The organism is Rubripirellula reticaptiva, assembly GCF_007860175.1.
GTDB classification, from domain to species: Bacteria; Planctomycetota; Planctomycetia; order Pirellulales; family Pirellulaceae; genus Rubripirellula; species Rubripirellula reticaptiva.
In genome coordinates this window covers 481,855-501,408 of sequence record NZ_SJPX01000006.1, presented here as the reverse complement: position 1 = coordinate 501,408, position 19,554 = coordinate 481,855, and the positions used below count along the sequence as shown (strand labels likewise).

The following is a 19,554-nucleotide window of genomic DNA, read 5'->3' as shown; positions in this document are numbered from 1 at the left end:
GCTGGCCAAATCGATAAGCACTTCATCAATCTTGTCGTAAGCCAAATGGTCGAACTCGCGAGAAACAATTGTCGCATGGTGGTAACACCGTTTTCCGCGACCAGCGATCGTTTTCTGCTTAGGACTTTTAGTTCAGTTCGGACTGCGCTTTTCGAACGGTCACAGCCGTGACATTCTCAAGCGGCTGACCACAGCACTGGAAATCAGCTCGACAGTCTTTGCAATCGCAGCCTTGGGTAACGTGAATTTCTAACCCGCACTTGGCACAGCGAAACATGTCGCCGATCTTCAATGGTTTTCTAGTTTCGCTCATCTCTATACTCGCGTTTGGTGAAGGGCTTTAGACACAACCACGTGAAGCAAACGACATGCCGTTTCACGCAGTTTGGGGGGGCAATAACGTAAGTTTTAACGCGGCAGCACTACGGTAGACGTAGCACATCTCACGCGGCTTCGAATTCGACAAACCAAAACTGACGTTCGGCTTGCGGCCGCCCTGCAGAAACGGATCGACACTTTTCCGCGAAGTCCTAGTCGTGCAACGAAACGTTGCCTGTTATCGATCATTGCACGACAATCGCTTCCATGAATTCGTCGCTCACTAGACAGCGGTGTTCACGGCTACGAGGCACACCAATTAAATTTGGGAGCGTAAATTGTCAAGCTGAGGTTTGACAATCTTCGTAATTACGCCGGCGGCTGACTTGTTCATTCTGGTGTAAGTGCCGGAATTGCGACTGCGATTACCATGGTTCTGTTTGTCGTGTTCTTGGTGCTGTTCATCATCGGGTTGGTGCTGGGGCGCGGCGAACCTGTTATCTGACGTTCGCTGCAATGTCGCATTTAGTCACAACCCGCCAAGTTGCGGTTAAATCGCAACGTAGGTTTTTACCTTGTGCAGCAAGAGTCGTTTGTCGATCGGCTTGCTAAGGTAATCGTTGCAGCCTGATTCGATACAGCGATTCATATCGCCTTGCATTGCGTCGGCGGTCAGTGCGATGATCGGACCGGTGTAGCCGAGTCTACGCAAGGCTTTTGCCGTTTCATAACCGTCCAATTTCGGCATTTGCATGTCAAGCAGGATTAGGTCGTACGCCTTGCCTGCTTCCTGGGCCTTTTTTACTGCCTCGACCGCTAACTCGCCGTCCTCGGCCTCTGCTACGGTCGCGCCGGCAGCGGTTAGGAAACGCTTGCTGAGGAAACGAATGTCGCGTCGGTCGTCGACGACCAATACGTGACAACTGAGTCGGATTTCATCGTGAATCGAAACGGGGTGCTTTGCATCGATCTCGCTGGACTGATCGATCATGTCAATATGATCAAGGCTTCCTGTTCCAATTGTAACGACGAACGTGCTGCCCTCGCCAAGATTGCTTTCCAGGCTAATCTCACCGCTAAGCAATTCGGTCAATCGTTTACTGATCGCTAGCCCCAACCCGGTTCCGCCAAATTCTCGATTCACATTGCCATCGCCCTGAGAGAACGGCTGAAACAGGTTTTTTTGCTGCTCTTCACTCATTCCGATTCCCGTATCGACGATCGAGAATCGTATTTGACACTGCTGCGGTTCGCACTGAACGACCACCTTGACGCCACCTTCTTTGGTGAACTTAATCGCGTTGCCGACTAAATTGATCAGAACCTGCTTCAAGCGTTTGGCATCACTCTGAATCACTGACGGAATTTTTCCGTGATACTCCACATCCAAACGCAAATTTTCTTCGGTTGCACGGACCTCCATGATACTTCGCACGTCTTCGACCAGACGTTGTGGTGAAAAACGTTCCTCGCTGATGTCCAACTTGCCCGCTTCGATCTTTGACAAGTCGAGAATGTCATTGATGATATCCAACAGGAAGTCGCCATTGCGGCGAATGGTTCGCAAGTGCTCGAGAGCTTCCGGGTTGTCGACAAGATCGGAAACAAGATCTGCGTATCCTAGGATCGCTGTCATCGGCGTGCGAATTTCATGAGACATGTTTGCCAGAAACTCACTCTTCGATTCGTTCGCCGCTTCAGCCGCTTCGCGTGACTCATTGAGTGATTGCTCGAGCCATTTGGAGGCAGTAATGTCTTGCGCAGCAAGAATCCCATGGGTTGGAGTCGGTGGCTCGGTCGTGTTGTCCATATAGACCTGTTTGCGGACGTCCAGCCAACGAATGATTCCGTCCGCTAAGACGACACGGTGTTCGCAGGACATCAGGCCGTCATTTTGATTGGCAATACAAGCACTGATTGCATTGTTGACCATTGGCTTGTCGTCCTCGTGGAACGTGTCATGAAGTTCTTGGCGTGTGACGGTGACTGCCTCTTTGCCGATGCCGTACAGCAGGGCTGCCTCAGGACTTAGATGAATGGTTCCACTTTGATATTCAATTCGGGCCAACGCAAACTCGGCAACCGACATGCCTACGCGTAACACTTGCTCGCTTTCTTGCAGAGCAATCTCGGTCTGCTTGCGTTCGCTGATATCGACACCTGAAGGGATCAAATGCGTGATCCTGCCTTCCGCATCGCGTACCGGACGAATCATGAAATCAATCGCCGTTCTGGCATCGCCCGCGACACGAATGACTGCATCGTAGCGAACGTCTTCACCAGCCAAAGCTAGCTGGCAGGAGTCGTGCAGTCGTTTTGTGACGTCCTCGTCGTAGTTCCACCAATAACAGTCCCAGAATTTTTTTCCGATCACTTCGTCTCGGTTAAGGCCCGCTGCAAGCAGCGCGGTCGCATTGGCTTCCAGAAGCGTTCCATCCAAGTCCAGGACACCGACGAATCCGAGCTGGTTATCAATCACGCGGCGTAAGTGGGCTTCTCGTTCGGCAATGTCAAGTTCACGAACCTTTCGCTCGGTGATATCGAGCGCAACACCAAAAAAATCCTCGACCTCGCCTTGATGATTCGTGCGGACTCGACCTCGAGCGCGAACGTGGCGTTGTTCTCCGCTAGGCCAACGGACCGGGTACTCTTCGTCGTAGACTTCGCCGGTTTGCATCGAGCGTGCGATTGCCGCCGATACTCTTTCGCGGGCCGAATCGTCGATTCGGCCAAGGAAATCGTCCAACGCTGGATGAGCATTTTCTTCAAATCCATACAGCCGATTGAGCGTCGGATGAGGAGCTGGGCCACTTGTTTGAGCGTCCCAAACCCAGGGTGCCACATCGCTGACCTGCAAAGAAATTTCAAGGCGAGTTCTCGCGTCGGCCAGTTCCAACTCGGTCTTTTTTCGCGCCGAGATATCTAGGAACGTGATGACGCAACCAAGTACTTCTTCGTTGCGCATCTTGGGGGACGACCAATATTCTGCATCGAAGCAACTTCCGTCAGCTCGCCAAAAGACTTCGTCATCGACATGAACCCGCTCGCTTTTTAGACACGCCTTGTAGATCGGGCATTCCGTATGCGGATATCGCGATCCATCGGCATGAGTGTGATGAATCAGATCGTGCATCTGGCGTCCGATAAGTTCATCGGGGCTGTCGTAGCCAAGAAACTGCACGCAGGCTGGATTGGCAAAGGTGCAGTTTCCGTCCAAATCGATGCCGTAAATCCCCTCGGCGGTGGAGTTTAAGATCGAGGATAGCCGCGATTCTCGCTGAGCCAGTTGTTCTCTGCTCTGTTGCAACTCCGTGATATCGGTGAATGTAACAACGATGCCTTCGTGACCGCCCAAATGAGTTTGGTATGGCAAGACGCGACGGATGTAAGCTCTGCCGTTGTCCGCAATGATCGTGTCTTCGACCGGTTCGTCGCCGCTGAGCGACTTGCCTTGCGGCATCTCTGGAATTTCGTCCATATTGGGAACAATCTGCGTCAATGGCCGCCCCACATCCGTTGGGATCAATCCGTAGATTTCCGATGCGGTAGGCGTATAACTACGAATCGTTTGATCGTCGTCTAAAAATATCGTCGCAATACCGGTGCTGCGGAGCAGATTTTCCAGATCGTTATTGGCTCGCGCAATCGCATCACTCCCGCTGCGAATCTCTTCTTTGGATTTTTCAAGTTCTTCGTTCGCCGATTGGAGTTCTTCGTTCATCAACAACAACTCTTCGTTTGACGACTTTAGCTCTTCGTTCGCCGTCTCCATCGCCTGAATTGTGTTGTCAAGATCGTCTCGCGTGGTTGCCAGTTCTCGTTCAAGTTGTTCAAGCATCAACCCGGCTTGCCGGATGTTCGTTCCGTCTGCTGGCGATTCATCCTCTACACCTGGTGGATTGACGCTTAGATCTAGTGGCAAACCGACGTCATGAAAGACGACGATGAATAGCCCTGTGTCTTCCCCCAGTCGCATCATCGGCTGTACGGTCAGCATGACCCGCTGCCTGCCATCCTCGGTTTCGACCGAAACATTTTCATGAGTCACACGGCGGCGTTTCGTTTTCGCTTCCAACAGCGCCGCTCGCAAACCAATCCGTAATCCTCGTCGCGCCATCTTCACGATGCTGTTTTCGTAAGCTCCTTCGCCAGTCGAGAGGTACCTGTCGGTTTCGCCCGACAAACAGATCACTTTTCCGTCGTCGTCAACAACCGCCGACTTGGGCGCAAACTCGTCCAGAATGATCCGCTGCATGACTTGGACGACATCCGTCATGTCGTTGTCTATTGGCGAGCTTCCCGGTGTTTGAATCAATCGGCCTGCTGGAGTATGCAGAGAGAGAGGTTTGCTGCGTGGAATCGCTGTGCCTTTCCGCTGACTGATGCAATGCGTCGCGTCGACCGCGCGAAATAGCTCTCCGTGCGATGAGATACTCTCACTGGGACCAAGGAATAGATAACCGTTCGGCCTAAGCGAGTAGTGAAATAAAGGCACCAGCTTTTTTTGCAAGTGCGGACCTAGGTAGATCAGCAGATTGCGGCACGCGATCAGGTCCAGTCGCGAAAATGGGGGATCGCTAATCAGGTTGTGCGTCGAAAACAGCACCCTTTCGCGAATTTCCTTTTTTACGTGATAACGTTTGCTCTTCATAACGAAGAACTTTTCTAATCGCTCTTCGCTGACATTCTCAGAAATCCCAATGGGATAGATGCCTCTCCGAGCGATTGAAAGGGCATGCTCGTCAATGTCAGTGGCGAAAATTTGGAAGGTAGGCTTTGCACGGGTGCCGTTGACGCTAGAACCTGCATCTGCAGTTGACGGGCCACCCGCCGCCAACGCCGTCGGCTCGCAGGTATCGAGGAATTCTTGGCACAAGATGGCGATCGTGTAAGCTTCTTCGCCGGTCGCGCATCCCGATACCCAAATGTGCACCGGATCGTTAGGTCTGCGATTTTGGAACAGTCTCGGCAGAACTTCTTCAGCCAACCGCCTGAACGATATCGGATCACGAAAAAATGCAGTTACACCGATCAGCAGTTCGCGAAACAAGTTCTGGGGCTCGTCGTCTTCCGAATCAAGCAACTTGAGATAGTCAGCAATGCGAGTAATTCTAAGTACCTGCATGCGACGTTGGATGCGACGTCCAAGAGTGCTGAGCTTGTAATGCTGGAAATTGTGCCCCGACACTTTCAACAGTCGATCAGCAATTTCAGAGATTGCTTGCTCGACATGCTCCAGGATCGGCTTGCCCTGCTGTTGCATCGTCGCGGCATTCAGATAGACGGCGTATTTTAACAATTCGGCTGCGATCTCTGCCGGAGGCAAGACGTGGTCGGCGACGCCCGTCGTTGCTGCATTGCGAGGCATCGAATCGTATTTGGCTGAATCTGAATCCTGTGCGAACGTGATTCCTCCGCTATCACTGATCGCCTTCAATCCTAATGTCCCGTCACTCCCGGTTCCCGACAGAACGACGCCCAACCCACGGTCGGTTTGATTCTCGGCGATCGAATGAAAAAAATAGTCGATTGACGTTGTTTGGTGCTGTTTGCTTGGGGCGTCTTGGGAGACAAGCGAACCAGTATGTAGTGAAAGCAGTTTCGAGGAAGGGCAAACGTAAATCGTATTTGCTTCGACTTGCATGCGACCAACAACTTCGACGACCGCCATGGACGTTAAATCGGCAAGCGTCTCAGAAAGCACCGATTGTGTTCGCGAATCGAGATGGTGCACAAAAACGATCGCCAGCCCAGGTGCATCCTCGATAGCTTTGACGAATTCGGAGAACGCTTTTATTCCACCAGACGAGGCACCGACTGCAACAATCAGCGGAGAATGATTCATTGGTGTACCTCTGTAACAAGTGGCGTACGCTTCCAGGCTGCGATCGAAAGTAACACGCAGGCTGGATTCCTGTGGCACAGGTGGTCAAGGTTGCTAAGCATCGCCGCGTTCCTCCACGACCTTCTTGAAGAACCTTTCCAAGTCTTCTTGCTTGTAATACCTGTAGCCGGTGACCGGATTGCGTTTCGGCACCAGCTTTCCAGAGCGATCCCAGTTGCGAAGTGTTTCTTTGCACACGCCCAAAAAATCCGCCGCTTCGCCCACTCGCAGCATGTCTATGAAACGCGGCTTTGCTTGCCTTTCGTCGACTGACATACGTCCTCTCCGTGCTAACCTTACAAACAACCCAACACTCGTGATTGAACGCGACTTTCCTTTTATGGTCAATCAGACGTGCGGTCAGAATCCGTCGGGTAATGAGTGCTGGTTTCATGGTCACGCTTTCAAACCGTTACTCGAAAGAATTTTGTTGCAGTCGACTGAACGTCGATACAGGTTGCTGAACGTTTCGATCGTTGGCGTACGCGAAGGCGACGGCAACAGCGACGTGACTCTGACTGCAACGAAACGGGACAGATTTTTGCAATTGAGTACCACCGATCGCGTGCAAGGCAACTTTGCCTGGCGACATTTCCGCTGACGAGATGTCCGATTTCCAACATCGGATATGGAAACGTATTCACACTGCATGCATGCCGCTGGACACGCTTGTTTTTCAGATTGATGATCGTGACACCCATTGCAATCCGACCATTTGAAATGGTCACGGCATCTTTAATCGAACTCGAGCAAATTGCTACCGAGCAGGGCTGACACTCGTGACGCAATGAACGAGAAACTGCCGTCGCGGCTGCCAACCGACCACCCCGTTCCGAAGTCATTCGCAGTTGTAGCTAAGTACTTTGCCGCGCCGACTGCGAAAACTTCGATTTTTGATATCAGATTTCGCCAACTGATAGGCGTTGGCGCACCACTTGCTTCCTCAATTCTGCTGCAACGCTCACGAGAGCAAAAATCTTCTTACTTAAAGGAAACTGAACGATGAACTGGGATCAAATTCAAGGCAAGTGGAAGCAAGCCAAAGGTCAAGTCCAACAGAAATGGGGTGACCTCACCGATAGCGACCTTGATAAAGTCGACGGAAAGCGAGAAGAGCTCGTCGGAAAAGTCCAGGAACGATACGGCATCGCCAAGGATGAAGCTGAGAAACAGGTGAAAGAGTTTGAGTCGTCTTGCAACTGCTAAAACGTGTGAATAGGCAGGATGAAGAACAGACGTGGCCACAGGTTAGCAACTTGTGGCTACTGCAATTATATCGCGGAATTTAGTCATGTTTCAATTGCAAATTTGAATTGTCCGACCGCGAACACATCACAGAGAAGGAGACCACGTGGATATTCCCCAAGTCACATCGAAACTAGATGCGGAGACGGGCGAGATGGGCCAAGCTTATCTTGCAACTGGAAAGCAGGTTGCGCTGCGGAGGTGGGAAGAAGGCCCGGGTGATTTTGGCGATCCGCGGCGCCGCGACTACGAGACCGTCGGCTACTTATTAAGCGGCTTGATGGATGTCGATCTCAATGGCGAGTCGGTCACGCTTGCTCGCGGCGACTCTTGGCTAGTGCCGGCAGGCACGCTCCATCGCTACCGAATCGTTGAGCCGATCATTGCGATCGAGGCAACCAGCCCTCCGGCTCGATTTAACGATCGCGACGATTCCGTTTAGAAAGCAATCCTTAGGCTCATCGCCTGGTCTACGGATTCTGACAGATGTTGCTGCACAGCACCAAGATTCCTTCGCGGCGTCGTCGCCGTCGATGCGTAATGCATGCGTCTGTATGAGTTCCGCTGGATGTGCAACGGCTCATCGAGTATTAGTCGACCCACACGAAATTCATAGCCAGCAATAATGACAGACTAAATACCCACGTCATGCTTTCCGTCCAACACTCAGCGATTCCAAGGCTTGCGGCACGTCATCTAGAGTTCACGGCGTGCCCTATTCAAAGTGTCTGGTAAGACGTCCAACGGCGGTCCATTGCCAGCGTACCCCGCAATCTACTAAGGGGTATGACGTGACCTGCTTGTCGCCAAATAGTCGGCGAGCTGTAACGTGGCTTCGCAGACCTGCTCCATGCCCTCGCAGGTCGACTGGTCGCGTTCTCGGTCTTGCTATTTATCTGATCCACTTATCTGATCCACTTATCTGATCCACGAACCACACATCGCAAAACCCGTTCAAACGCACTTTGAAATATTCTCTCGATTGGCCAGCCTTCGAACGAAATAGACTAGAGGCCTCGCTGACGTCACTATCTTGCTAGCCAGTCGGTGATCCGGGACCTCTCTGTGCTTTCTTCTGGCCGATCCAACGAACGTGTACCACTTTCAACTCTGTCCTTGTTTCGTAACGCATTCGAATGCGTCCTGGTTTCAGGGAGTAGTCGACCAAAGATAGAGAGCAACAAGCCGGTGTCGTCGAATTGCCAAACGATGCGGATGATGGAAACGGTATGCGACTCTTAATCCAAGTTTCGCGTTCCGGCCGAGCGATCAATTTTCGTTCACGCTGATCGCAAAACTAGCAACTTGTGCCGGGCGAATTTTCAGTTGAATGCTTGCCGGCGAAAAATCAATTTTTCGGGATTGACGTGTTGACCAATGCCTACAGTTGAAGCAAGTAACACTTTCTCTCTCCCAAGGAACTTTCAGATGAACCGTTTCACATTTCTCACCTGTTTCGCCGTGCTCGCCTTCGCAGGTATGCCATTCGTCAACGCAGATCAGCACGACGAGAAAACGAAGGACATCGTCGACACGGCGGTCGCAGCGAAGTTCAACACGCTAGTAGCTGCCGTCAAGGCCGGCGACCTAGTCGAAACCTTGAAAAGCAAAGGACCTTTCACCGTGCTTGCGCCTACGGACGAGGCGTTTGCGGCTTTGCCAGAAGGAACGCTGGAAAGCTTGTTGAAGCCAGAGAACAAATCAAAACTGCAAGCGATTCTGAAGTACCATGTCATCCCGGGCAAAGTCGTCGCAAAGCAGGTCATGACAATCAGCGAAGCGAAAACCGTCGAAGGCAGCATGGTCAAGGTTAAGACCGAGGGCGGGACCGTGATGATCAATAGCGCAAAGGTTGTCAAGGCCGACGTCATGTGTAGCAACGGCGTTATTCACGTGATCGACAAGGTTTTGTTGCCAACCAACTAAAGTCTGTCTACTCGTGGCTTCGTGCCTAGAAAGTAAGGGCACGAGTTAGCAGTTGGGGCTATGACGACCGATCTGAATCGTTCAGATCGGTCGTTTTTTTGTGGGGCAGTTGTCATTTCCTAACTTGGTGCTACTTCGGAAATAACAAGCCAACAAGTCAAAGACAGTCGTGCGAAACTTAGGGCGTTGGCTTTGAAGTAAGATCTACCGTCACGTCGACAAGGGAGGCAGGCGTGATGGGTGAGGGATGATACTTTGCATGTGAAGAGAGTCGTCTCGGCATCAAGTGCCGCATCTACGGTGGTGCGGTTCGGTATTTGGTGGACGTGCGACCGAGTTGTTTTAGCGTTGGTCGCTAGTCGACCACGTTGACAGAGAAACTGTCGCCGCGATGGCCGCACCCGGTAATTCCGAAACAGAAATTGTTTCAACGGTATTCGGCACGCACTTTGCTGTAATATTTTGAACCGTTCGCATGCGTTAGTAGTAAAGCACCATCGCGTGGGCAGGATTTTCCGTACACACTTGCAGTTTGCTGATACAGCACAGGAATTGTCGCCCAAGTATCGGCGTCCAAGCATCGGCGGTGATGCTGATCGCGTAGGGAGTATTGGACGGTGCGGATGCTTCAATGGCATTCCGTACGGTCGCGAATTTGTCTATCCGCAATGTAGACGTCTTTCTCATCCAAGCTGCTTTAGTCCTGCGGTTTAGGTGGCTAGGCTGCAAGCCAAGATCAACTACTACCTTCATTCAGAAACTGAAAAATGCCTGAATCAACTCAATCCCCCAGACAGCTCAAGGGCGTCGCTAGAGATTTCGTCAGCGACACGACCGGCAACCTCTCCGTCGGTGCTCGTGATTTTAGAGACCACTACATCGCGGAGCCCGCTAAAGACTTGCTTACTCTGGCGAAAGACTACGCGAGGGACAATCCGGAAGTAGCCACGGTCTGGGCATTCGGGCTTGGAATGATCGTGGGCTGGAAGATCAAGCCTTGATAGCCTTGGATTATGATGAAGTCCAAACTTACGAGTAAATTATGGAGGAACAATCGGTGAATAAATCAGAAGAGCTCGCGTCTCGCTTCGGCGAGGCGATCGCGAGATTGGATGGGGACGAAAGCCTGCTTCGTGAGATGGCTGCGATTACTGCGGCGGACCTACCTGAGGTCATCGACGAGACTGATCAGGCGTTGCAGGTCGGTGACTCAGAACAAGCCGCATCTGGCTTGCATAAATTGAAAGGCATGCTAAGCACTTTCGAAACTGGTGGCGTAACCGTCGAAGTACATGAGATGCTCGAGATGGCTAGGCGAGACGGAGTTGTCGAGGCAAAGAGGAGCTTCGATCGCCATCGGTCGGAACTCAACGACTTAGTTGCCGAAATAACAGCGATCGCGGCAAAGTAAACAAGTGGGGTAGGCTTCCAACCTGCCATCTATATTCAGTGCAGGCTAGAAGCACACTACGATTGGTTGCCGATAGAATGGATGTGCGAGAAAAGTTGGCGATCCTGGCTGATGCGGCCAAGTATGATGCATCGTGTGCAAGCAGCGGTTCCAAGGGAACGCGAGCAGGTAGCAAGATTGGCAGCACTGAGGGAATGGGAATCTGTCACAGTTACACGCCCGACGGTCGGTGCGTGTCGTTGCTTAAGATTCTGCTGACGAACTATTGCATTTACGATTGTCAGTACTGTGTCAATCGAATTTCTAGCGACACGCCTCGCGCTCGCTTCACTATCGACGAAGTCGTCTCGTTGACGATGGAGTTCTACAAACGGAATTACGTTGAAGGGCTGTTTTTAAGTTCCGGCATCATCCAAACGTCGGATTACACGATGGAGCAATTGATCGCGGTCGCGAAGAAGTTGCGAATCGACCATCATTACGGCGGCTACATTCACCTGAAGACGATCCCCAACGCTTCGCAAGGTCTGATTGACGAAGCGGGCGGATGGGCGGATCGCTTGAGCGTCAACATCGAACTGCCGACCGACGCGGACCTCCACCAACTGGCTCCCGAAAAGAAGAAGCCTCAAATCGTCAAAGCGATGAGCGGTATCCGCGAGAAGATCGACGAGACTAAGCAGGAGCAAGCCGCAGGTTTCAAACCACCGCGTTTCGCGCCCGCCGGCCAGAGCACTCAGATGATCGTCGGTGCAACGCCGACTCCGGACCTGGACGTGCTGAAAACCGCATCGGAACTTTACATTGGGCAGCGGTTGCGACGTGTCTATTATTCGGCCTACAGCCCCATTCCCCACGCCGACGCTCGGTTGCCCGGACAGTCGCCGCCGTTAATCCGCGAACATCGTCTCTACCAAGCTGATTGGTTGATGCGTTTCTATGGGTTCTCTGCCGATGAAATCGTTGCCGAAAAGGACCACAATCTTTCACTTGAAATTGACCCGAAGCTCGCGTGGGCGATCGCGAACCGCCACTTTTTTCCCGTCGATATCAACCGCGCCAGCCGCGAGGAGTTGCTGCGAATTCCGGGCATCGGCGTGCGAAACGTTAAACGCATCTTGAGTCTCCGCAAGCACAATAACCTGCGTAGCGAAGATCTGCGTAAACTCCGTGTTGCCTGGAATCGAGCAAAGGTGTTTGTTTTAACCGCTGATCACAATCCCAGCCTAGCTGACTTGGACAAGCTCGATTTGGCGAAACGAGTGAAACCGAAGTCGCAGCAACGGATGTTGTTCGACGCGGCCAGTTCAGCGGCTAGTGGCGAGGTCTAATTGTTGGGGAAGGCTTCTAGCCCGCCAGTATCTGCAATTTCCACCGGTTGGAAGCCGACGCCATGAGAGTCGTATGACACACTTCCTAAATATCGAAACGTTTGACCAGTGGCGTACCGAGGCGCGGCTGTTGTTGGCCCAAGAGGTTGAACCTTTCGACATCAACTTCTTATCGTCGCGCGATCAACCTCTGTTGTTTGCAGACGATCGACAGGAAGCGTCACCGGCAAATACGACGCACAACGTTCCAAAGCTGTTCCTTGATTTGGCACGCAACGTTGCATGTCACCGGAAAGCGAACCGCTGGGAATTGCTTTACCGCACCTTGTGGCGATTGACCCATGGCGAGCGAAGCCTGCTACAGATCACAACAGACGACGACATTCACGAACTGTTGCAAATGCAGAAGGCGGTAAAACGCGATGTGCACAAGATGAAAGCGTTTGTGCGTTTCCGTAAAGTGGAGTCGGTGGACGAATCGGAAAACTACATTGCCTGGCACCGCCCCGATCATCACATCGTTCGCCTAGCTGCACCCTTTTTCGCTCGACGATTCAACGGCATGAACTGGACGATCCTGACGCCGGACGAATCGGTAGCCTGGGATCAGCACGAATTGCAGTACGGTGCTGGCGTTCCGGCGAGCGAAGCACCTGACGGAGACGTGTTGGAGGAACTTTGGAAAACCTACTATGCGTCAATCTTCAATCCCGCACGGGTCAAGGTCGCGATGATGAAGCGAGAAATGCCGGTTCGACACTGGCCAACGTTGCCCGAAGCTGAATTGATCGAAGGCTTGTTGCAGCAAGCCCCCAAACGCGTCAACGAAATGATCGAGCAGAACGAAGGTTTCGACCGTACGGCAACGCATTACATGCCACAACAGTCCGACTTGGACTCACTGCGTGAAGCAGCGAAGTGTTGCCACGCATGCGACTTGCACCAGTTCGCGACCCAGATGGTTTTCGGCGAAGGAGCAAAAGACGCTCGGATTGTGTTAGTTGGCGAACAACCCGGAGATCGAGAGGACATCGAAGGCAGGCCGTTCGTCGGACCTGCTGGCAAGCTGTTGGATAACGCATTGGCTCGTGCGGGCGTCAATCGAAACGAGGTCTACATCACCAACGTGGTCAAACACTTCAAGTTCACCGAGCGTGGTAAACGACGCTTGCACAAGAAACCTAATTCGAGAGAAATCTTCGCTTGCCGGCCATGGTTGGAAGCCGAACTGGCAGCGATCCAGCCAGAAGCAATCATTTGCCTGGGGGCAACGCCCGCTCAAGCACTTTTGGGGCGTGACTTTCGCATCTCCAAAAGTCGCGGCCAAGTCTTGGCGACCGATTGGTGCAAGCGAACCGTCGCGACTTGGCACCCGGCGGCAATCCTGCGGATGCCCGACGTATCAAGACGAGAGCAAATGGAGCAGCAACTAGTCGGCGATCTACGATTATCCGTCGCGTAGGCTTTCCGTCGCGTAGGCTTCCAGCCTGCGATGAATCCTCGGGCGGCATACGGGAAAAGCACCCCATGACATGAACGAACTTTTGCAAACGACCGCCCTCGGACTCTATTGTCCGGCCGGGGGTTTTTATGTCGATCCTCAGCGTCCCGTCGACCGGGCCGTGGTCACTCATGCGCACACCGATCACGCCCGCTGGGGTTGCAAGAATTACTTGGCCGCTGCACCAAGCGAACACTTGTTGCGAATGCGAATGAGTGATGACGCCGAGTTTCAGTTTTTAAAGTACGGCGACTCGATCTCGATCAACGGCGTTGAGGTCAGCTTTCACCCGGCTGGTCATATGCTCGGCTCGGCGCAAGTGCGACTGGAATATCGCGGCAAAGTTGCGGTGGTGACAGGTGACTACAAACTCGGGCCTGATCCGACGTGCGAGTCATGGCAGCCGGTAAAGTGTCATCTGCTTGTGACTGAATCAACGTTCGGACTGCCGGTTTACCGCTGGCAGCCCGAGCAAATGACGGCCGATTCGATCAACGATTGGTGGCGAGCGACACGCGACGAGGGTAAGTGTTGCGTGTTGTACGGCTACGCGGTCGGCAAAAGTCAACGGTTGCTCGCCGGACTCGATCCAAGCATCGGAACGATCTACACACATGGCGCGGTCGAGAAGGGAAATGAAGCTTATCGAAAGACGGGTGTCGAACTTCCTGAGACAACTTATGTCGGCTCGATCGAGGGCAAGCACGATTGGAGCGGCGCGATGGTGATTGCGGTTCCGAGCGCCCACGGGTCGCCTTGGATGCGTAAGTTCGGTTCGGTGCGAACAGCGATGGCCAGCGGTTGGATGGCAGTGCGCGGAGCACGTCGGCGTCGCAGTGTCGATCGCGGTTTCATTGTCAGCGATCACGTCGATTGGCCCTCGTTGATCGAAGCGGTCGAGTTGTGCGACCCAGAAACGGTTTGGGTTACACACGGCTACAGTGCGACCGTGGCACGCTACTTGCAAGAATGTGGTCGCGACGCTCAAGCGATCGACTCACGTGTTCGCAGCGAGGATGACGACGTGGGGTAGGCTTCCAGCCTGCCGACTGCACCGACAATCCCAGGCTGGAAGCCTACGCCACGAAGAAGCACAATGATTCGATTTGCTGAACTCTATATCGCGTTGGACTCGACAACCAAGACCAACGAAAAGATCGCTGCGATGGCGAGCTACTTTGGCGACGTGTCGACTGATGACGCGGCCTGGGCGACGTACTTCTTGTCTGGCAACAAACTCCGGCAACTTGTCCCCACCAAGCTATTGCGTGCCTGGGCGGCTGAGGAAGCTGGCGTTCCGGCCTGGCTTTTCGAGGAATCCTATCACGCGGTCGGTGATTTGGCCGAAACGCTCTCGCTCGTCGTGCCTCCCGGTGAGCTTGCTGAGGATGTTCCGCTGACGACTTGGGTCGAACAGCGATTGCTGCCACTGCGAAAGATGGAAGAGTCGCAGCAACGAGAGCACGTGATCGAAATCTGGCGGCAGACGCCTGCGTCGATGCGTTTCGTCATCATGAAGTTGGTGACCGGAGCATTCCGAGTCGGCGTCAGTCGGCGGTTGGTCACCCGTGCGATCGCTCAGACCTCGGGCATCAGTGCCGACGTGATCTCGCATCGACTGATGGGCAACTGGGAACCCAACTCGCACTTCTTCCAGCAATTGATCGACCCCGACATCCATGACGCGGTCGTTAGCCAGCCGTACCCTTTTTGCCTGGCCCACCCGCTCGACACCGAGAAAGGACCGGAGTCACTTGGGGATTGCAGCGACTACTTAGTCGAATGGAAATGGGATGGGATCCGCGGACAAGTGATTCGCCGATCCGATCAAACGTTCATTTGGTCGCGAGGCGAAGAGTTGATGGAAAATCGTTGGCCAGAAATTGAAGCTGCCGTCAAGACGATACCGAATGGGACTGTGATCGACGGAGAAATTCTCGCGTGTTCGGATGAGGGCGAAGTTTCACCGTTCGCTCAGTTGCAACGCCGGATTGGCAGGAAGACAGTCGGCAAAAAGCTGCTTACCGAAGTGCCCGTGGTCTTTCATGCTTTCGACTTGCTGGAGTGTGATGGAGAAGACATGCGGGCAATGCCGTTCGCCTACCGACGACAGCGACTCGAAGCACTGCTTTCCGTTCACGATCACGCGAATCTAGCTGCTACCGAACTGATTAACGGTGACAGCTGGGATTCCTTTGCGAAAATACGAGAGCGGTCGCGCGAGATGAATTCGGAAGGCTTGATGCTAAAACGAAAGGACGCTCCCTACGATGTAGGCCGCGTCCGAGGAACTTGGTGGAAGTGGAAGACTGCTCCATACACGATCGACGCCGTTTTGATTTACGCACAGAAAGGTCACGGTCGCCGCGCGAGTCTTTTCACCGACTACACGTTTGCATTGTGGGACGAAGACAAATTGGTTCCGTTCGCGAAAGCGTACAGTGGATTGGACGACAAAGAGATTCGGCAAGTCGATCGCTTCGTGCGTGAGAACACGAAGGAATCGTTCGGCCCCGTGCGAAGTGTCACGCCAACGCTGGTGATGGAACTCGCTTTCGAGGGATTGCAACGTTCCAAGCGACACAAGAGCGGCATTGCCACACGCTTCCCCCGAATCCTGCGTTGGCGTCATGACAAGCAAATCCAAGACGCCAATCGGTTGAGCGATCTGATGGAGTTGTTACCTAGTGAGTGATACAACACAAGTCGCAACGGAAGTTGGTTCCAAAGTGAAAACTTCCAAGCAGACCGTCGATAGGTACTTCTCCTCCATCGGTTGGAAACCGTTTCCTTTCCAGCGATCGGTTTGGCGTGCTTACTTGGACGGCAACAGCGGTTTGGTTCATTCGGCTACGGGGACCGGGAAAACTCTGGCTGTTTGGATGGGGCCGATCTTGAAGTGGCTGGAAGAGAACCCCGACCCATCGAAGTGGAATCCGAAGCGGCCACCGGCTTGTCGCGTGCTGTGGATCACCCCGCTACGAGCGCTCGCCGGTGACACCGAAGCTTCACTTCGGGCACCGATTGATGGCCTCGGGTTGCCTTGGCAATTGGAATCGCGAACGGGGGATAGCAAGCAGAGTGCAAAGACGCGGCAGCTCAAGAAACTGCCCACCGCGCTCGTGACGACACCCGAGAGTCTATCGTTGATGTTGACTCACGAAAAACTGCTCGATCAACTAGCGAATGTCGAAAGCGTGATTGTTGACGAGTGGCATGAATTACTGGGAACGAAACGTGGCATTCAAACGGAGTTGGCCTTGGCACGACTCCGGAAACTTAATCCGAATCTGCGGACTTGGGGTGTCTCGGCGACTCTTGGGAATCTGCCTGAAGCGATGGAGTCTCTTGTCGGTGTCGAACCGGTCGGTCCAACCTGTATCGTCGAGGGCTACAAGAAGAAACGACTGAAGCTAGAGTCGATCGTGCCGGCGATGATCGAACGATTTCCATGGTCGGGTCACATCGGCACGAAAATGGTACCGCAGGTTGTGGAACGGTTGGAACAAGTCAACAGTGCGTTGATCTTCGCCAATACCCGATCGCAAACCGAGATCTGGTACCAGCATCTATTAAAGCATCGTCCCGATTGGGCGGGCAAGATCGCGCTTCATCATGGATCACTCGACACGTCCGTTCGTCGCTGGGTGGAAGACGCCTTGCGAGACGGCTCACTCCGCGCTGTCGTTTGCACCAGCAGCCTCGATTTGGGAGTTGACTTCACTGCGGTTGACTTGGTTTTTCAAATTGGCAGTCCCAAGGGCGCGGCGAGATTGCTGCAGCGAGCCGGGAGAAGCGGTCACCAACCGGATGCGGAAAGCCGTTTGGCATTCGTTCCAACCAATGCATTGGAGCTGGTTGAATTGGCTGCCGCGCAGGATGCCATCCGTAGCGGACATTTGGAGGCGAGACCATTGCTGAACAAGCCGCTGGATGTTTTGGCCCAGCACACAGTCACGATCGCAATCGGCGGCGGCTTCGATTCAATCGAACTGCTAAACGAAGTTCGCACTTGTCGCTCTTATCAATCGCTGAGCGAGCAGGAATGGCAATGGGTATTGGACTTCGTGGTGCAAGGTGGCAGTTCGTTGGAGGCGTACCCTGAGTTCCATCGTGTTGAGATCGTCGATGGTCGCCACCAAGTCAGCTTGAGGCGGACTATCACGATGCACCGAATGAACATTGGCACGATTGTTTCGGACGCTTCGATGAAAGTGAAGTATTTGAAGGGGAAAACACTCGGATCGGCTGAAGAGCGGTTCTTATCAAAGTTGAATTCCGGCGACAAGTTTCTGTTTGCGGGAAAGCTAGTTTCGCTGGTACGCGTCAAGGACAACGTGGCCTACGTAAGACGGGCGACTGGGGCCCCCGATTCAGTGCCGCGATGGATGGGCGGGCGAATGCCGTTGTCGAGCGAACTGAGTGCGGCGTTGCGAAAGAAGTTGGAAGAAGCGGCCAATGGTAAACTAATTGGACGAGAAATGAAGTCACTGAAACGTCTGTTTGCGATCCAGTCGCGTTGGAGCAAACTGCCTCGCAGTAATCAACTTCTTATTGAGAAGATCGAGACGCGCGGAGGACATCAACTGTTTCTCTTCCCGTTTGAGGGACGCTTGGTTCACGAGGGACTGGCGGCTTTGCTCGCGTATCGAATTTCTCGATCGCAGAAGACAACGTTCACGATGGCCTGCAATGACTACGGGATCGTTTTGCAATCGCCGCATCAGGTTGACATCGAGAAACTCGCCGCCCAAAAACTTTTTTCGACCGAGAACTTAGTCGGCGACATCTTGGATAGCATGAATTCGACTGAGATGGCGAAACGCCAGTTTCGGCAGATCGCGCGGGTCGCGGGGCTGATTCATCCGGGATATCCTGGCCAGCGGAAGAGTGCCAGCCATGTGCAGGCGAGCAGTAATTTATTTTTCGACGTGTTTTGCGAATACGACCCCGACAATCTTTTGTTGCAACAGAGTCGCCGCGAAGTGCTGGAATTCCAATTGGAATCGCATCGAATGTTTGATGCGTTGGATCGAATTGAGAACAGCGAGATCGTAGTCACAAAACCGCCGAAGATCACACCACTGTCGTTCCCGCTGCTGGTGGATAAGCTTCGCGAAAGCGTGAGCAGTGAAACACTGGCAGACCGCATCAGACGAATGCAGCAACAGCTTGAAACGGCAGCAGACAACGTTGCGTAGGCGAACTATGAATCACATCTTGGACGTGACGCTTAGCGGAACCAAATTGCAACTGCATTCCGCGCGTGCCGTCTTTTGGCCCGATCGCGAAACGCTGTTTGTTGCTGACACGCATTTCGGCAAGGAGGCGACGTTTCGACGACACGGGATTCCCGTTCCGAGAGGCAGCACTGATGGAACGTTGCGATCGCTATCCACCCTCATATCGGACGTAAACGCAGTCCGTTTGGTTGTGCTTGGTGATCTATTTCATGCTCGTTCGTCACTGTCACGCGACGTCTGCGAGTCGATGGATGTCTTTTTCCGGAAGCATGCGTCGCTGAACATCACCCTGGTTCGAGGCAACCACGATGCTCATGTCGGTCAGCTTCCGCCGGCATGGCCGATCGACGTTGTGGAACCGGGGATCAGAATGGGGGCGTTCACGCTAACCCATGAACCTAGTGCGCCAACCAGCGATTCGACGCTGGTGTTGTGCGGTCACATTCACCCTGGAATCAATATCAGGATTGCGACGCAGTCGCTGGGACGAATGCCTTGTTTTTGGATGGACAACCGTTGCCTTGTCTTACCAGCCTTCGGTCAGTTCACCGGATTGCACTGCGTCAAGCCAAAGAAAGACTCTCGCGTTTGGATCGTTGCCGACGACGAGATCGTTGAGCACGTTGTGTAGGCTTGTATTCCGCCCGTTCCAACGAGCATCACACGCTGTGACGTGCACGACAATTCGTTCGACG

At 53.3% G+C, this 19,554-nt stretch carries 15 protein-coding genes; 11 read left to right on the top strand and 4 right to left on the bottom strand.

Translation table 11 applies throughout. The annotated features are described in order from the left end of the window. Nucleotides 1-127: 127 nt before the first annotated feature. The 3 genes from Poly59_RS27520 to Poly59_RS27505 form a co-directional block, all read right to left on the bottom strand. Complete coding sequence (locus Poly59_RS27520; protein ID WP_146537285.1) at nucleotides 128-313, bottom strand: hypothetical protein; 186 nt, start codon at nucleotides 311-313, stop codon at nucleotides 128-130. 555 nt (nucleotides 314-868) lie between these two features. After that, on the bottom strand, nucleotides 869-6,163 hold the full coding sequence (locus tag Poly59_RS27510) for a chemotaxis protein CheB (RefSeq protein WP_146537284.1): 5,295 nt from the start codon (nucleotides 6,161-6,163) through the stop codon (nucleotides 869-871). Between the two features lie 93 nt (nucleotides 6,164-6,256). After that, nucleotides 6,257-6,478, bottom strand: coding sequence for a MerR family transcriptional regulator (locus Poly59_RS27505; protein ID WP_146537283.1), 222 nt, complete (start codon nucleotides 6,476-6,478; stop codon nucleotides 6,257-6,259). 726 nt (nucleotides 6,479-7,204) lie between these two features. Between Poly59_RS27505 and Poly59_RS27500 the strand changes: the two genes are divergently transcribed. The 3 genes from Poly59_RS27500 to Poly59_RS27490 all read left to right on the top strand — a co-directional run bounded on the left by Poly59_RS27500 (nucleotide 7,205) and on the right by Poly59_RS27490 (nucleotide 9,373). Further along, complete coding sequence (locus Poly59_RS27500; RefSeq protein WP_146537282.1) at nucleotides 7,205-7,408, top strand: CsbD family protein; 204 nt, start codon at nucleotides 7,205-7,207, stop codon at nucleotides 7,406-7,408. 145 nt (nucleotides 7,409-7,553) lie between these two features. Beyond that, a complete protein-coding gene (locus Poly59_RS27495) occupies nucleotides 7,554-7,889 on the top strand; it encodes a cupin domain-containing protein (protein WP_146537281.1) in 336 nt (111 codons plus the stop codon). Nucleotides 7,890-8,875: 986 nt separating this feature from the next. Beyond that, complete coding sequence (locus tag Poly59_RS27490; protein WP_146537280.1) at nucleotides 8,876-9,373, top strand: fasciclin domain-containing protein; 498 nt, start codon at nucleotides 8,876-8,878, stop codon at nucleotides 9,371-9,373. A gap of 480 nt (nucleotides 9,374-9,853) precedes the next feature. Here the strand turns inward: Poly59_RS27490 and Poly59_RS27485 are convergent, their stop codons facing one another. Next, nucleotides 9,854-10,060: a hypothetical protein gene (locus Poly59_RS27485; RefSeq protein WP_146537279.1), complete on the bottom strand. Its 207-nt coding sequence runs from the start codon at nucleotides 10,058-10,060 to the stop codon at nucleotides 9,854-9,856. Between the two features lie 80 nt (nucleotides 10,061-10,140). Between Poly59_RS27485 and Poly59_RS27480 the strand changes: the two genes are divergently transcribed. The 8 genes from Poly59_RS27480 to pdeM all read left to right on the top strand — a co-directional run bounded on the left by Poly59_RS27480 (nucleotide 10,141) and on the right by pdeM (nucleotide 19,490). Continuing rightward, nucleotides 10,141-10,374, top strand: a complete 234-nt coding sequence (locus tag Poly59_RS27480) for a hypothetical protein (RefSeq protein ID WP_146537278.1) — start codon at nucleotides 10,141-10,143, stop codon at nucleotides 10,372-10,374. A gap of 56 nt (nucleotides 10,375-10,430) precedes the next feature. Beyond that, a complete protein-coding gene (locus Poly59_RS27475) occupies nucleotides 10,431-10,784 on the top strand; it encodes an Hpt domain-containing protein (protein ID WP_186776558.1) in 354 nt (117 codons plus the stop codon). A 62-nt stretch (nucleotides 10,785-10,846) separates the two neighbouring features. Further along, on the top strand, nucleotides 10,847-12,115 hold the full coding sequence (locus tag Poly59_RS27470) for a putative DNA modification/repair radical SAM protein (RefSeq protein WP_246151981.1): 1,269 nt from the start codon (nucleotides 10,847-10,849) through the stop codon (nucleotides 12,113-12,115). 73 nt (nucleotides 12,116-12,188) lie between these two features. Next, nucleotides 12,189-13,577, top strand: a complete 1,389-nt coding sequence (locus Poly59_RS27465; protein ID WP_146537276.1) for a UdgX family uracil-DNA binding protein — start codon at nucleotides 12,189-12,191, stop codon at nucleotides 13,575-13,577. A gap of 70 nt (nucleotides 13,578-13,647) precedes the next feature. Then, complete coding sequence (locus tag Poly59_RS27460) at nucleotides 13,648-14,649, top strand: ligase-associated DNA damage response exonuclease (RefSeq protein ID WP_146537275.1); 1,002 nt, start codon at nucleotides 13,648-13,650, stop codon at nucleotides 14,647-14,649. 63 nt (nucleotides 14,650-14,712) lie between these two features. Continuing rightward, nucleotides 14,713-16,311, top strand: a complete 1,599-nt coding sequence (locus Poly59_RS27455; RefSeq protein WP_146537274.1) for an ATP-dependent DNA ligase — start codon at nucleotides 14,713-14,715, stop codon at nucleotides 16,309-16,311. Between the two features lie 34 nt (nucleotides 16,312-16,345). After that, nucleotides 16,346-18,817, top strand: coding sequence for a ligase-associated DNA damage response DEXH box helicase (locus Poly59_RS27450; protein WP_146537575.1), 2,472 nt, complete (start codon nucleotides 16,346-16,348; stop codon nucleotides 18,815-18,817). Nucleotides 18,818-18,824: 7 nt separating this feature from the next. Next, complete coding sequence (gene pdeM / locus Poly59_RS27445; RefSeq protein WP_146537273.1) at nucleotides 18,825-19,490, top strand: ligase-associated DNA damage response endonuclease PdeM; 666 nt, start codon at nucleotides 18,825-18,827, stop codon at nucleotides 19,488-19,490. The last annotated feature ends 64 nt before the right edge of the window (nucleotides 19,491-19,554 follow it).